Origin of the sequence: Hyphomicrobium sp. 99, from assembly GCF_000384335.2 — a bacterium.
Lineage (GTDB): Bacteria > Pseudomonadota > Alphaproteobacteria > Rhizobiales > Hyphomicrobiaceae > Hyphomicrobium_B.
In genome coordinates this window covers 1,788,591-1,802,109 of the sequence record NZ_KQ031382.1, presented here as the reverse complement: position 1 = coordinate 1,802,109, position 13,519 = coordinate 1,788,591, and the positions used below count along the sequence as shown (strand labels likewise).

The 13,519-nt window shown below is 62.0% G+C and carries 13 protein-coding genes; 2 read left to right on the top strand and 11 right to left on the bottom strand.

What is annotated here, in order from left to right; all coding sequences use genetic code 11:
- Nucleotides 1–40 precede the first annotated feature (40 nt).
- The 11 genes from surE to G359_RS08605 all read right to left on the bottom strand — a co-directional run bounded on the left by surE (nucleotide 41) and on the right by G359_RS08605 (nucleotide 12,166).
- On the bottom strand, nucleotides 41–805 hold the full coding sequence (gene surE / locus G359_RS08655; protein WP_045835792.1) for a 5'/3'-nucleotidase SurE: 765 nt from the start codon (nucleotides 803–805) through the stop codon (nucleotides 41–43).
- 111 nt (nucleotides 806–916) lie between these two features.
- On the bottom strand, nucleotides 917–2,197 hold the full coding sequence (serS, locus tag G359_RS08650) for a serine--tRNA ligase (protein WP_045837822.1): 1,281 nt from the start codon (nucleotides 2,195–2,197) through the stop codon (nucleotides 917–919).
- Between the two features lie 418 nt (nucleotides 2,198–2,615).
- Complete coding sequence (gene tatC / locus G359_RS08645) at nucleotides 2,616–3,446, bottom strand: twin-arginine translocase subunit TatC (protein ID WP_045835791.1); 831 nt, start codon at nucleotides 3,444–3,446, stop codon at nucleotides 2,616–2,618.
- Nucleotides 3,447–3,450: 4 nt separating this feature from the next.
- Nucleotides 3,451–3,879 (bottom strand): Sec-independent protein translocase protein TatB, encoded by a 429-nt coding sequence (gene tatB / locus G359_RS08640; protein ID WP_045835790.1) that lies wholly within the window; start codon nucleotides 3,877–3,879, stop codon nucleotides 3,451–3,453.
- Between the two features lie 47 nt (nucleotides 3,880–3,926).
- Nucleotides 3,927–4,139, bottom strand: a complete 213-nt coding sequence (locus tag G359_RS08635) for a twin-arginine translocase TatA/TatE family subunit (RefSeq protein WP_045835789.1) — start codon at nucleotides 4,137–4,139, stop codon at nucleotides 3,927–3,929.
- A gap of 239 nt (nucleotides 4,140–4,378) precedes the next feature.
- Complete coding sequence (scpB, locus tag G359_RS08630; protein ID WP_045835788.1) at nucleotides 4,379–5,230, bottom strand: SMC-Scp complex subunit ScpB; 852 nt, start codon at nucleotides 5,228–5,230, stop codon at nucleotides 4,379–4,381.
- 33 nt (nucleotides 5,231–5,263) lie between these two features.
- Nucleotides 5,264–6,100 (bottom strand): segregation and condensation protein A, encoded by an 837-nt coding sequence (locus G359_RS08625; protein WP_045835787.1) that lies wholly within the window; start codon nucleotides 6,098–6,100, stop codon nucleotides 5,264–5,266.
- A 70-nt stretch (nucleotides 6,101–6,170) separates the two neighbouring features.
- The gene (nagZ, locus tag G359_RS08620; protein ID WP_045837821.1) at nucleotides 6,171–7,193 is read right to left on the bottom strand and encodes a beta-N-acetylhexosaminidase; all 1,023 of its coding nucleotides are present in this window, start codon (nucleotides 7,191–7,193) and stop codon (nucleotides 6,171–6,173) included.
- A 96-nt stretch (nucleotides 7,194–7,289) separates the two neighbouring features.
- Nucleotides 7,290–9,050 carry an SPOR domain-containing protein gene (locus tag G359_RS08615; RefSeq protein WP_045835786.1) on the bottom strand — a complete coding sequence of 587 codons (1,761 nt, stop codon included), beginning with the start codon at nucleotides 9,048–9,050 and terminating at the stop codon, nucleotides 7,290–7,292.
- 63 nt (nucleotides 9,051–9,113) lie between these two features.
- Nucleotides 9,114–10,874 (bottom strand): arginine--tRNA ligase, encoded by a 1,761-nt coding sequence (gene argS, locus G359_RS08610; protein ID WP_045835785.1) that lies wholly within the window; start codon nucleotides 10,872–10,874, stop codon nucleotides 9,114–9,116.
- Nucleotides 10,875–10,939: 65 nt separating this feature from the next.
- Nucleotides 10,940–12,166, bottom strand: coding sequence for a deoxyguanosinetriphosphate triphosphohydrolase (locus G359_RS08605; protein ID WP_045835784.1), 1,227 nt, complete (start codon nucleotides 12,164–12,166; stop codon nucleotides 10,940–10,942).
- A gap of 102 nt (nucleotides 12,167–12,268) precedes the next feature.
- On the opposite strand from G359_RS08605, the gene erpA reads away from it, so the two are divergent.
- Both erpA and xth read left to right on the top strand, forming a co-directional pair.
- Nucleotides 12,269–12,592 carry an iron-sulfur cluster insertion protein ErpA gene (gene erpA / locus G359_RS08600; protein ID WP_045835783.1) on the top strand — a complete coding sequence of 108 codons (324 nt, stop codon included), beginning with the start codon at nucleotides 12,269–12,271 and terminating at the stop codon, nucleotides 12,590–12,592.
- A 96-nt stretch (nucleotides 12,593–12,688) separates the two neighbouring features.
- The gene (gene xth, locus G359_RS08595) at nucleotides 12,689–13,471 is read left to right on the top strand and encodes an exodeoxyribonuclease III (RefSeq protein WP_045837820.1); all 783 of its coding nucleotides are present in this window, start codon (nucleotides 12,689–12,691) and stop codon (nucleotides 13,469–13,471) included.
- The last annotated feature ends 48 nt before the right edge of the window (nucleotides 13,472–13,519 follow it).

Sequence of the window (13,519 nt, the reverse complement as noted above, 5' to 3'; positions counted from 1 at the left end):
ACGGCGACTTTCGATGAGTTGTAGCAACGGCGGCCCGGGATCAGCTCAGGCTGCTGCTCAATGATTTCAACGCGCCGTGGTTGGTCAGATCGATGCTCAGTGGCGTGACAGAAATTTTGTTTTCCGCGATGGCCGCAAGATCAGTCCCCGGGACAAGCGTCGACTTCCGCCGTTCGAAACCGAACCAGAAATATGGCGTGCCCCAAGGATCGGTGCGGCTGTCGATATCGAGCAGCGCCTGATCTCTCACGCCCTGCGTCGTGACGGCGACGCCTTTGACGTCCTCGGGATCGGCATCCGGGAAATTGATGTTGATGAGCGACTTCGGGGCCCATTTCTCTTGCAGCAATTTCTTGATCAGCGAGGGAGCGTGCGCGAGCGGCGTATCCCAAATCGCGCGGCGGGAGCCTTCTTCAAATCCCATCATCAACGACAGCGCGATCGAGGGTACACCCAAGATCGCGCCTTCCATCGCTGCAGCGACCGTGCCCGAATAGGTGATGTCCTCGGCGAGGTTCGAGCCGTGGTTGACGCCCGACAGAATGAGATCAGGCGGCTGCCCTTTCAGCACATGGCGCACAGCCATGATCACGCAGTCCGTCGGCGTGCCTGCGATCGCGTGCGTGCGCTCATCGAGCGTGCGCAGGCGAAGCGGCGTATGCAGCGTCATCGAATGCGACGTGCCCGATTGGTTCGTCTCTGGCGCGACCGTCCAGACATCCGGCGAGATGCCGAGCGCGATGGCTTTCAGGATTTCCAACCCCCGCGCATTGATGCCGTCGTCGTTGGTGATCAGAATTCTCATGAAGGTCTCTCTTTTTCGTTCCGCCCGGCGACTCCGCTACGCGGAGCCGGCCGCCGGGCGGGAAGTGTTGATTTCGCCCAGCTGCTTCTCTGACCAGGAGCCGAGCGAGAATTAGGCTTTCTGAATTTGGGCGAGGCCGCCCATGTAGGGGCGAAGGGCTTCGGGGATGACGACGCTGCCGTCGGCTTGCTGATAGTTTTCGAGAACTGCGATCAGCGTGCGGCCGACAGCGAGGCCCGAACCGTTCAGCGTGTGGACGTACACCGGCTTGCCGCCGTCCTTCGGGCGATAGCGCGCGTCCATGCGCCGGGCTTGGAAATCGCCGCACACCGAGCAGGACGAAATCTCGCGATAGGTGTTCTGTCCCGGCAGCCAAACTTCGATATCGTAGGTTTTCTGCGAGGCGAAGCCCATGTCGCCGGTGCACAGAAGCATCGTGCGGAATGGCAGGCCGAGGCGCTTCAGAACTTCTTCGGCGCACGCCGTCATGCGCTCGTGCTCTTCGAGCGCCTTGTCCGGCGTGACGACGGAGACGAGTTCGACCTTCGTGAATTGATGCTGGCGGATCATGCCGCGCGTGTCACGCCCAGCGGCACCTGCTTCGGAGCGGAAGCACTGCGTCCACGCGGTCATGCGCTTCGGCAGTTGCGCTTCATCGAGGATCTGCTCGCGCACGAGGTTCGTCAGCGGGATCTCGGCGGTCGGGATGAGCCAGAAGTCGTTCGTCGTCTTGAAGAGATCTTCGGCGAACTTCGGCAGATTGCCGGTACCGTAGGCCGCCTGATCTTTCACGAGCAGCGGCGGGTTGACTTCGGTGTAGCCGAACTCGCCCGTATGAAGATCGAGCATGAAGTTGCCGATGGCGCGTTCGAGGCGGGCGATCGCGCCTTTCGTGACGACAAAACGGGCGCCCGAAATTTTCTGCGCGGCTTCGAAGTCCATCAGGCCCAGCGCTTCGCCGATCTCGAAATGCTGCTTCGGGGCGAAGTCAAATGTTCCAGGTGTGCCGACCTTGCGAACTTCGACGTTGCCTTTCTCGTCCGTTCCAAACGGCACGTCTTCGCGCGGCGTATTCGGTATGACTGAAAGTGCGTCGCGAATTTCCGCGTCGAGCTGGCGCTCGTCTTCCTCGCCTTTGGCGATCGCTTGCTTGAGCTCGGCGACTTCGGTCATCAGTCGCGAGGCGGTCGCCTCGTCTTTCGCGGCCTTCGCCTTGCCGATTTCTTTGGAGGCCGCATTCCGCTGCGATTGCGCTTCCTGCAGTGACGTCAGCAGCGCCCGGCGCTTCTCATCGAGCGCGATCAGGCTCGCCGCCTGAGGCTCGAGCCCGCGCCGGCGCAGACCTTCATCGAAAGTCGCGGCGTTGTCTCTGATCCATTTGATGTCGAACACGGGAGGCCTCTTCGCGTGCGGGTGTGCGTGAAGCCGTCCTATACGATGCTTTTCCCCCGGTCCAGGGTTGCGAAGAACAAGGATGGCGCCCGCGATAGCGGACGCCATCCCAGCGGGGCTTTAATGGCAGTCCCACATCCCGAACTGAGTCAAATCGTGTGCCTGGCAGGCCGCGACTGTCCCCGCATCGCTTGACGAGGCTCTCGCCAAGGTGCCGGCGGCAGAGGACAGTGCCACGGAGGCAAAGAAGACTTTCAAAAATGTGGTCATCAAAAAACTCCTAAACACAATTGGAGACACAACGAGCCCCGCTCGCCGATGCGACGCTCGCTTCCAGAAGTATGTTTGATGATCGGGATGCGTTACTGCGGCATTTGTGGAACGCGCGCAATTACGTCAGTGCACAAACGAATGGCTGCTATGTCTGCGCCTTGGCTTTCGCCTGTTGTCTCTCAACGAAGCGGACAGCAAGAATTGAGATTTCATAAAGCCCGATTGTCGGAAACGCCATGATGCACATACTCAAGGCATCCGGCGGCGTGAGAAGCGCTGCGGCGGCGAAGATCGCGACGATCGCGTAGCGTCGTCCCTTCGCCAACGTTTCCGACGTTACCAGTCCCGTGCGCGCCAGCAGCGTCAGGATGACGGGCAGCTGGAAGACGATGCCGAAGCCGAAGATCAGCGTCATGATCAGCGAGAGGTATTCCGATACTTTCGGCAGCAGCTCGATCTCGGGCACGCCCTCGCCCGACATATGAGTGAGGCCGATCGAGAAGCGGATCAACACCGGCATCGCGATGAAGTAGACCATCATCGCGCCGATGACGAAAAGCACGGGCGTTGCGATCAGATACGGCAGGAAGGCGCGGCGTTCGTTTTTATAGAGGCCCGGCGCGACGAACTTATAGATTTGCGTCGCGGCGACGGGGAACGACAGGAAGGCTGCGCCAAACATCGCGAGCTTCACCTGCGTCATGATCTGTTCGAGGAAGTGCGTCGCGATCAGCTTCACGTGGTCGTTGCCGGACGCCCACATGTAGGGCCAGACAAGAACGTTGTAGATGTGACCAGCAACCGCGAAGCAGAGGAAGAACATGACGACGAAGGCGCCGAGCGCATAGATCAGACGCTGGCGCAGTTCGATCAGGTGATCGAGCAATGGCGCTTTGCTGGCGTCGATATCCTCTTGGCCTTCGCGCAAGGGTTCGATGCCCGGGCCTGTTGCCGACGGCGGTAACCGCTCCTGCATTGCGCTAGGACTCCGTCCGCTCTGCGGTGGCAGAAGATTTCTCGGGCGACGCAATCACCTCGGGCGACGGCGGCAGAGCTGAAGGTGGTGCGGGCATCGGAGGCGCGGGTAGCGGAGGCGAAGATGCAGCCGGCGGGGTGCTGGCGTTCGGCTCTATGTTCGATGCCGTGCTGGCGTCGTGGATCGCCGTCTTCGCTTTCATGACTTCCGAGTTGATCGAGCTTTGCATCTGCTCGACTTCCTTGCGCATCGAGTCGAGCTCGGCTTCGCGCATGGCGGCATCGAATTGGCCTTTGAACTCGTTGGCATGGCGGCGCACGATCCCAGCGTAGCGGCCGAGCGTCCGCATGAAGACCGGCAGTTCCTTCGGGCCGACGAAAACCAGCGTCACGATCCCAAGGATCAGAAGCTCGCTCCAGCTGATATCAAACATCGAGCAACCTTGTCGGGATCAGCCGCGAACCTATGAGTGTGAAGGGATCATCCGACCTTGGTGCGGTCCGGATTGATAGCTTCGTTCTCGATCGTACGCGGCGCAGGCTTGACCACAGGCTCTTCGTCCTCGGCCATGCCCTTCTTGAAACTCTTGATGCCCTTGGCGACGTCGCCCATCAACTCCGAAATCTTGCCGCGGCCAAAAAGCAGCAGAGCAATGACCAGGAGGAGGAGAATATGTTGCGCGCTAAAACCCATTGAGAGACCTCTCGGCGGCAGCTTGGCAGTGGCCAACAGCTGATCGCTTCTTCGTATTTAGGACCTTATCGCAGAACCGCCAGAGCGGGGCAAGGTTTGCAAACGCCCAGTGAGGAACTGAGTTTGCGAAATTCTTAATCGCCAGGACGGCTTAGGCCCGCTTTGCTTGACATCAAGGGACGATCGCTGTCCAAATTAATGATAGGTAATGTTGGCCTTGGTCCACTGGCGAACGGCGGTCAGTCTTCGCCCTCTTTCTTGGCGCCGTCTTCCTCTTCGTCCGGCTCTTCGCCGTCGTGGTCCAGGGGGAGCACTTTCTGCTCTTCTTCCTCCTCATCGCCGTCATCTGTCAGCGGAAGCTCATCCGGCATGAGCGCGGCAACATCCGTCGGCGATGGCACGGTAAACCCTGGCGGCAGGTTGGCGTCGAGAAGGCCCGCGGCCTTGAGATCGGCGAGGCCCGGCAGATCCTTGATATTGTCGAGGCCGAAATGGATGAGGAAGTCCTCGGTCGTTCCGTAGGTCAGTGGCCGGCCCGGCGCCCTGCGGCGTCCGCGCGGACGAATCCAACCGGTTTCCATCAGCACGTCGAGCGTGCCGGGCGAGGTCGATACGCCTCTGATGTCTTCGATCTCGGCCCGGGTGACGGGCTGGTGATAGGCGATGATCGCCAGCGTCTCTTGCGCCGCCTTCGAGAGCTTCCGCTCTTCCTTCTGCTGACGTTCGAGCAGAAACGAGAGATCGTCAGCGGTGCGGAACTGCCAGCGGCCCGCGACGCGGACGAGCACAACGCCGCGATCTTTGTATTCGGCTTGCAGCGCGATCAGCAGGGAATGGACGTCATCGTTGGCGTCGAGGCAGCGGGCCAGCGACTTGGCGTCGAGCGGCTGGGATGACGCAAAAAGCATCGCTTCGAGGCGGCGCAATTTCTCGCGCCCAGCGCTTTTCGAAAGGTGGTCGATGGCGGAGTCGGGGTCGCTTAGCGGAGAGGACGGTCCACTGTCGCGCGCCGCTTCTGCGTCGTCGCTTGGAGCCGTTTCACCTTTCTCGCGCGTATTGTCCGACACTAGCGTCAGTCTCGGCGGAACCATGGCGTTTTCGAGTCCCTTATCGTTTCGGCGTCGCTAGCCGATCTTTTCCCAAGTCGCTCCAGCTTCGCGTTTGCGCATATAAATCGGAGCGAACGGCTCATCCTGGCGAAGCTCGATCAGCCCCTCGCGGGCCATCTCGAGGGTCGCGCCGAACGAACTTGCAAGTGCCGAACGCTCTTCTTCATTTCGCGGCAGGTATTGCTCGAGGAAAAGATCGAGCTGCGCCCAGTCGCCTTCCGTTGCTCCGACCAGCCTTTCGAGGCGTGTCCGCGCTTCCTTGATCGACCAGACGCGCCGCGCCTTGACGACATGGACAACGCGGATAGTGCGCTTCCTCTGGTCGGCGTAGGCTTTGAGCAGATCGTAGACCGTCGCGGTGTAGGTCGTGTCACGTGTGACCTTGACGTGCTCCGGAGCGCCGCGCGCAAAGACATCCTGGTCGAGACGCCGCCTTGTCAGCAATATCGCCGCCTTGTCGCGCATCGCCTCGAGCCGCATCAGGCGGAACGACAGACGCTGCGCCAACTCTTCAGCCGTCGTGGTGTCGGCTGTGTCCTTTTCCTTCGGCAGCAGAAGGCGCGATTTGAGATATGCGAGCCAAGCCGCCATCACGAGGTAGTCAGCGGCGAGTTCGAGCTTCAAGCGCTGCGCCTCGGCAATGAACCCCAGATACTGCTCGACGAGCGCGAGGATCGAGATCTTCGTCAGATCGACCTTCTGGGTGCGGGCGAGCGCCAGCAAGAGGTCGAGCGGGCCTTCGAAGCCCTCGATGTCGACGACGAAGGCTTCGCCCTCGGCCGGCATGTTCTCAAGGCCCGAGACGTCCCAGCCGGAATCTCCGCTTTCGCCTTGCGTTGCCGTCTCGTCCATCGGGTCTCGATTATGTTTCTGTGGCGGGCGCCGCTCTCGTTTCGATGCGCGACCTCGACACTACACTGATTCAGACAACCGGAGTCTGCTGGCCCAGGAGGCCTGCGAGGAGTTGTAGAGCCTCCCCCCTATCGTAAGGTTCGATCTGGCCAATGCAAGCGCAGGCTTGCTCAAATCTTTCCGCGGCGCGCCCTTCGAGCGGGGGCACGCCTTCCGTGGCTGCGCGCATTTCGTCGAGATCGCCGTTGCAGTGGAGCGCGAGGTCGGACCCTGCGGCAATGACGGCTTGGGCGCGGGCGCGCATCGGCCCGCTCAAGGCCTTCATGCTGAGATCGTCGCTCATCAGAAGGTTATCGAAGCCGATCTCGCCGCGGATGATGTCCCTCGTCACGATTGCCGAGGTGCTGGCGGGATTTTCCGCATCGATCGCCGAATAGACGACGTGGGCTGTCATCGCGGCTGGGATGGTCGAAAGCGCCTTGAACGGCACGAAGTCCGTTTCTGACAGCGTTTCGCGTGGGGTTGCAACGACGGGCAATGCGAGATGGCTGTCGGCCGTCGCCCGGCCGTGACCCGGGATATGTTTGATCACCGGAACGACACCGCTCGCGAGATAGCCGTCAGCGACGGCCCGTGCCAGTGCGACGACCTCTGCTACGGTCGAGCCATAGGCGCGGTCGCTGATGATCTCGTGGGCCCCTTCTACGGGGAGGTCGGCGACCGGCGCGCAGTTCATCGTTATGCCGAACGCCCGAAGCTCCTCGCCCGTCAGCTGTGCCACGGCGAAGGCTGCGCGCTTCGCGCCTTCAGGATCGCGAGCGTAGAGTTCGGCATAGGCGGCGGCGGGCGGAAGGGATCGTGCGATCGGCGGTCTCAGGCGCTGGACGCGGCCGCCTTCCTGGTCAATCAGGACGAGAAAATTCTGTCGGCCGACAGCGTCGCGGACGTCTTCTACCAGCCGCTTCAACTGTTCCGTGTCGGCGACGTTGCGGCCGAACAGGATCACTCCGGCGGGTTGGACGTCGCGGTAGAAACGACGCTCGTCGTCCGTCAAGGCGACGCCAGAGAGGCCAACAATGAGGCTTGCGACCATCGCAGCTTGGCCCTCCGAGGCCGATGTCTTGGCTATCAAACGCAACCGGCCGGTGCGGGTGCACCAGCCGGGCAAATACCGCGGACCTTCAACATATCAGTAGGAGGTCACCCAGCAATCTTTGTACCCTTGCGCCTTCAGCTGCGAGCAAACATTGCTCGCCTCTTCGCGCGATCCGGGCGGCCCGACAACCAGGCGATCGTAGGCGCCCTTCGTCAGGGTGGCGGAGGCGACGTCCGGCGTTTTGCCAGCGAGCGCACTTCCGTACTTCTGCTGCATGTCGGCGAAGCGCTTCAGAGCATCGATGCGGCTTGTTCCGGAACGAGGAATGGACGCAAGCACCGCGACGAACCCGGCTCCTCCTCCCGACGACGCGACGACCGGCGGAGCATCCGCCGTGGCGTCCGTTTCGACCGTCGGCTGGGCGCGGGCGACCTTCTTCAGTTTCTTGGTCGGGACGGCAGGAGGCGCTTCAGCGGCGTCATCAACGCTGCCGGTTGTGTCGACCGAGTTGACCTTTGCGATCTTGACGGGCTTCACCTTCTTTGCCGAGACGGCTGCCGCGGCCGGCGCCGGCTCTGCGTTCAACGGCGTCGGCCGTACGGGCGGTCCGCTCACGACGGCGACGGGAGGCTGTATTCCCATGCCCTGATGCTGGCCGAAGTCGACAAGCGACGTACCTGGAACGCCGGTGTCACCCGGCGGGGGCGCACGTTCCGGCTCGGGAGCGGGCGGCGGTGCTTGGATGGAGCCGTCGCGGCCGACGACGAGGGTCGAAACTTTCCGCGCGCCGCTGCTATCTTCGCTCGGCGATGCGTTCGCCTGGTTGTCGGAGTTCTCCGGCGCGGCGCCCTGGGAATTGTTCGCCTCGTCCGCTTGAGCCGACGACGTGCCGTCGCCGAGACGGCCCATGATCTTCGTGTCGGAATAGGGAAACTGCTTGCCGCCTGCATCGGCGGGCTTCGTCTTCGAGGGGAATTCCGCGCTCTTGATGACAGGCGGGTCACCCTGCGGATTGGCTACGCCCGAAATCTTCTTATAGCCGTATGCCATGCCGCCGCCGATCACGATGGCGCCGATCAGAGCCGCCACGATCATCAGCGGGCGGCGGCCGCGCGGGGCCTCTTCCTCGTCTTCGTATTCGAGGTCTTCCTCGGCATAGACGGGCTCGACTTCGCCGCCTTCGGCCTGGCCGAAGCCAAGATGGGCGTCACCGCGATTCTGCTGGTAGGAGTCAGGGGCGAAAGTGTCGTGAGGGCCGGCCCAATCGGCGGCGCTCAGTTCGTTCTCATGATACTGCTGCTGCCCAAACGTGGGCTGTGCATGCGCCGCCTGCTGCCGGGCGGGCTGCGGAGCAAAGCCCGGCGCGGCGTAGCCGCCGTTATCAAACCCGTGCGGGTCAAGATCGCGGGCCGGCCATTGAGGCGCCGGTTGCTGCTGTTGGTTTCCGTAGCTCTGAGCCGGCTGCTGCGGGGCGAAGCTCGGCCGTGACGGGGGCACGTAGGGTTCGAACTGCGGTGCATAAGGGTCTGGTTGTTCAGCAACGGTTTGCTGCTGATAGCCGCCATAATTTCCGCGATTCGGGGCTTGCGTCGGCTGAAGCTCGCTCCACTGACCGAAGGCCGATTGCTGCTCGGGAGCGTGAGCGCCGAATCCCGGCTGCGGGAAGCTCGGATTTGCCGGTGCGGGCTGCTGGTGGCCCGGCCAGCCATTGCCATTATCCGGGTGCTGTTGCTGCGGACGGCCCGCCGTCGCCTGTGGATTGACCCAGGGCGGCTGAGTGTTGTTCGCCTGCGCATTGGGGCGGGCAGCCAGCCTGCTGGCGTTCGGCCCGGGAAATGCGTTCTGCGAGGACATCGCGGAAACCCCCTTAAAGTGGGGCGCAAAGCAGTGGTTGCGCCTAATCGTCGATTCGAGACCTTAGCGCATCGCTTCGGGCGCCTCGACGCCGAGGATTTGAAGCCCCGATTTTATCACCGTCTTTGTCGCGAAAATCAGCCCCAACCTCGCCGACGTCGCAACCCCGTCATTTGACTGAATAAATCGTAAATGTGGCGAATCGTTGCCTCGCGTCCATTGGGTGTGGAGAGCGCTGGCGAGATCGTAAAGATAGAATGCCAGCCGATGCGGCTCGTGCGCGGTCGCCGCGCCCTCGATCAGCCGCGGGAATCCTGCGAGACGCCGGATCAGATCGAGTTCGCCGGGATCGGTCAGAAGCGACAGGTCGGCCTTCTCCAGCGCTTCGGCGGAGACGTCCAATCCAGGCACCTGCTCGACTGCGTTCCGCAGCACGCTTGCCGCCCTAGCATGCGCATATTGCACGTAGAAGACAGGATTATCCTTCGACTGCTCCGTCACCTTCGCGAAATCGAAGTCGAGCGTCTCCTGATTTTTCCGATAGAGCATCATGAAGCGGACCGGATCGCGGCCCACTTCATCGACCACGTCGCGCAGCGTGACGAAGGTGCCCGCCCGCTTCGACATCTTGTAGGGTTCGCCGGCTTTGAAGAGCCTGACGAGTTGTACGACCTTGACATCGAGATCGGCTGCGCCGTCAGACAACGCGGCGACGGCCGCCTTCATCCGCGGGATGTAGCCGACGTGATCGGCGCCGAAGACGTTGATCAGGTGGCGGAAGCCGCGTTGCAACTTGTCGTAGTGGTAGGCGACGTCGCCCGCGAAGTAGGTGTAGCTGCCGTCAGACTTCTGAAGCGCGCGGTCTTCGTCGTCGCCGTAGGCCGTCGATTTGAAGAGCGTCTGGACTCGATCTTCCCATTCGGCATCGTCATGACCCTTGGGCTTTTCGAGCGTGCCTTCGTAGATCAGACCTTTGTGCCGAAGAACTTCGATCGCAGCCTTGACCTGATCGCGGCCGTTCGACGTCAGCGAAGCTTCTGAGAAGAAGACGTCATGACGAATGTTGAGCGCGGCGAGATCGTCCTTGATCATCTCCATCATCTTGGAGATCGCAAACGAACGGACGAGCGGCAGCCAGCGCTCTTCCGGCATATCAAGGAGCGACGGGCCGTGTTCGACTGCCAGCGCTTCGCCGACGGGCTTCAAATATTCGCCCGGATAAAGTCCCTCAGGGATGGCGCCGATGTTCTCGCCCAGCGCCTCGCGGTAACGGAGGAAGGCCGAACGTGCGAGGACGTTCACCTGGCCGCCGGCGTCGTTGATGTAGTATTCGCGCGCAACGTCGAAGCCTGCGAACACGAGGAGGTTCGCCAGCGCATCTCCGAAAACGGCGCCGCGGCAATGTCCGACGTGCATCGGCCCGGTCGGGTTCGCCGAGACGTATTCGACGTTGAGCTTCTCGCCGTGGCCCGTTCCGCCTGCGCCGTAAGCCGATCCCTGCTTCAGGATCGTACGGATCAGCGCCTGCCAGACGTCGCTTTTGAAGGTGATGTTCAAGAAGCCCGGGCCCGCAACATCGATCTTGGCGACGTCGGGCGCGGCTTCGAGCTTGGCCTTCAAAGCTTCCGCGATATCGCGCGGCTTCATCTTCGCGGGCTTGGCGAGCACCATCGCAGCGTTGACGGCGACATCACCGTGACTGGCGTCGCGCGGCGGCTCGGCGTCGAAGGCCGGGAGGGCGAGGTCCTTGGGCAGAACTCCCTCGGACTGAAGTTCCGTCAGCGCAGTTCGGACGCGGGCTACGACGTCAGCGAAAACATTCATAAAAGGTAGATGCCTTTGGTCTTTGGGCCTGTGGCCCATTTGGCGATGAAACTTGAGCTTCGCGCCTATCCCAGTTCCGGGGTGGCGTCAAACAGGCGGCGATGCTCCGCGAGGGCGTAGCGATCGGTCTGGCCTGCCAGAAAGTCGCAAGCGACGCGGGCCCGGTGCCGTTCGTCGAGCCCCCTCAGCGCCTCGCGCCATCCGGCGGGCAGCGAAGCGGCATCGGAATTGTACTTCTGAAACAGGTCACGGACGACGTTTTCCGCCTTCTCCATGACGTCGAGAACCCGCCGGTGATGATAGACGGCACCGAACAGGAAGGTCTTCAGATGCGCGAGATCGAGGGTCATCGCGTCCGAGAAGGCAATCACGGCATGGCCTGCAGCGCGAATGTCGTCGGGTGATCCGGGGGTCAATTTGGCGAGCCGACGCCGGCTTTCGGTAACCACGTCGCTGACCATCGCGGTGATCATGCGCCGTGTCACCTCGTAAATGGCTCGACCGCTTTCGGCATCGCGCGCGACGGCCCTCACCTCGTTCGCGATCGGACCGGCCAGCGGAACGCCATCGAGCTTCTCAAATGTGATCAGGCCGGCGCGGAGCCCGTCATCGACGTCATGCGAGAGGTAGGCGATGTCGTCGGCGAGGCTCGCGACTTGGGCTTCGGCAGAGGGCCATTGATCGAGCTTCAGTGGGCACCATGCTTCGATGTGGCGCGCGACTTTGGCGACGGGGGAGTTCGCGGGAACGGGGCCATTGTGTTTTGCGAGCCCTTCGAGCGTTTCCCAGGTGAGGTTCAGTCCGTCGAACGCCAGATACTTACGCTCGAGCGTCGTCACCACGCGAAGCGATTGGGCGTTGTGATCGAAGCCGCCGAACGGGTGCATTTGGGTATCGATCGCCCGCTCACCCGCGTGACCAAACGGAGAGTGTCCGAGATCATGGGCGAGCGCGATCGTCTCAGCCAGATCTTCGTCGAGGCGAAGCTGGCGCGCAATGGTGCGGGCGATCTGCGCCACTTCCAGCGAATGGGTTAGCCGCGTTCGAAAGTGATCGCCTTCGTGCGGCAGGAAGACCTGCGTCTTGTAGGTCAGGCGCCGGAAGGCAGTGGAATGGAGAACGCGGTCGCGATCGCGCTGGAAAGGGCTGCGTGCCCCGCATTCCGATTCGGCGTGATAGCGCCCGCGCGAAGCGGCCCCGCTCGCGGCATAGGGCGCCGGCGCGCGCTCCCCGGGCTTTAGATTTTGCCCGTAATCCAGGGTCTCGGCGACCGGTTTAAGGCTCGCTACCATCGTTCAATGCGCTTAGGATTTGACTTCGTCTGCCGCTTTCCTATCTCTTGCGTACCGCCACCGCTAGTGGGTGGTTAACTGCCTGCAACCGATCGATACCCGATGACCATTACCGTCACAGAACGCGCCGCGACGCGAATTGCCGAAATCACCGCGACCGAGGCGGAAGCGCCTATTTTGCGCGTTTCGGTCGAGGGCGGCGGTTGCTCCGGTTTCCAATATAAGTTCGATCTTGTCGGCAACCATGCCGATGACGACCTCGTCATCGAGCGAAATGGGGCGGTCGTCGTGATCGACCCGGTTTCGGCGCAATACATGGAAGGCGCCCAGATCGATTTCGTGGACGATCTCATCGGCGCCTCGTTCAAGATCTCGAACCCCGTGGCGACCGCTTCCTGCGGCTGCGGCACCAGTTTTTCGATCTGATCTTTCCCGATTTGATTTGTCCCGGTTTGAGTGGCACATCTGGTTCCCGGTTTGCCGCGAACCGTTTCCCATTCGCTCGAACATCACTCCTTCGCCATGATCATCGCAACCTGGAACATAAACGGCGTCAAGGCGCGACTTGAATCGGCGCTTACATACTTGCGCCAGCACGCGCCGGATGTCGTCTGTCTTCAGGAAATCAAATCGGTCGACGAAGGCTTTCCGACTTCGGCGTTTCAAGACCTCGGCTACAACGTCGTGACCAATGGCCAGAAGAGCTTCAACGGCGTCGCGATTCTTTCGAAATCTCCGCTCGAGGATGTGACGCGGGGCTTGCCCGGCGACGATACTGATCAACATGCGCGTTGGATCGAAGCATCCGTTGCGCTCGGCGACCGCATGGTTCGCGTCGTCTCGCTCTATCTGCCGAACGGCAATCCGATCGGGACCGAGAAGTTTTCTTACAAGCTCGCCTGGATGAAGCGGATGCAGGCACGCGCTGCGGCTCTGCTCGGAAATGAGATGCCGCTCGTCCTTGCGGGTGACTTCAACGTCATCCCCGAAAACGAGGATGCGAAACGTCCGCAGGCTTGGGTGAACGACGCGCTATTCCAGCCGGAGAGCCGGGCGGCGTGGCGGACGCTGGTTAATCTCGGCTTCACCGACGCGACTCGCGCGTGCCATCCGGGACCCGGCGTCTACACGTTCTGGGATTATCAGGCCGGCGCATTCCAGAAGGATGACGGCATCCGCATCGATCACATGCTGCTGTCGGGCCAGGCCGCGGATCTCTTGCGCTCATCTGGCATCGATCGCGATACGCGGGCGCAGGAAAAGCCTTCCGATCACGTACCGGTGTGGATCAAGCTGGATCCTTGATGCGTTTGGCGACGGCTTTACGTTTGCGTTTGGCGACTCCCCTGCGGG

Coding starts and splice junctions, on each gene's coding strand:
- G359_RS08605 (WP_045835784.1), bottom strand. CDS start 12,166: ATGGTAGCGAGCCTTAAACCGGTCGCCGAGACCCTGGATTACGGGCAA.
- argS (WP_045835785.1), bottom strand. CDS start 10,874: ATGAATGTTTTCGCTGACGTCGTAGCCCGCGTCCGAACTGCGCTGACG.
- G359_RS08635 (WP_045835789.1), bottom strand. CDS start 4,139: ATGGGTTTTAGCGCGCAACATATTCTCCTCCTCCTGGTCATTGCTCTG.
- nagZ (WP_045837821.1), bottom strand. CDS start 7,193: ATGGTCGCAAGCCTCATTGTTGGCCTCTCTGGCGTCGCCTTGACGGAC.
- tatC (WP_045835791.1), bottom strand. CDS start 3,446: ATGCAGGAGCGGTTACCGCCGTCGGCAACAGGCCCGGGCATCGAACCC.
- erpA (WP_045835783.1), top strand. CDS start 12,269: ATGACCATTACCGTCACAGAACGCGCCGCGACGCGAATTGCCGAAATC.
- surE (WP_045835792.1), bottom strand. CDS start 805: ATGAGAATTCTGATCACCAACGACGACGGCATCAATGCGCGGGGGTTG.
- tatB (WP_045835790.1), bottom strand. CDS start 3,879: ATGTTTGATATCAGCTGGAGCGAGCTTCTGATCCTTGGGATCGTGACG.
- G359_RS08615 (WP_045835786.1), bottom strand. CDS start 9,050: ATGTCCTCGCAGAACGCATTTCCCGGGCCGAACGCCAGCAGGCTGGCT.
- scpB (WP_045835788.1), bottom strand. CDS start 5,230: ATGGTTCCGCCGAGACTGACGCTAGTGTCGGACAATACGCGCGAGAAA.
- xth (WP_045837820.1), top strand. CDS start 12,689: ATGATCATCGCAACCTGGAACATAAACGGCGTCAAGGCGCGACTTGAA.
- G359_RS08625 (WP_045835787.1), bottom strand. CDS start 6,100: ATGGACGAGACGGCAACGCAAGGCGAAAGCGGAGATTCCGGCTGGGAC.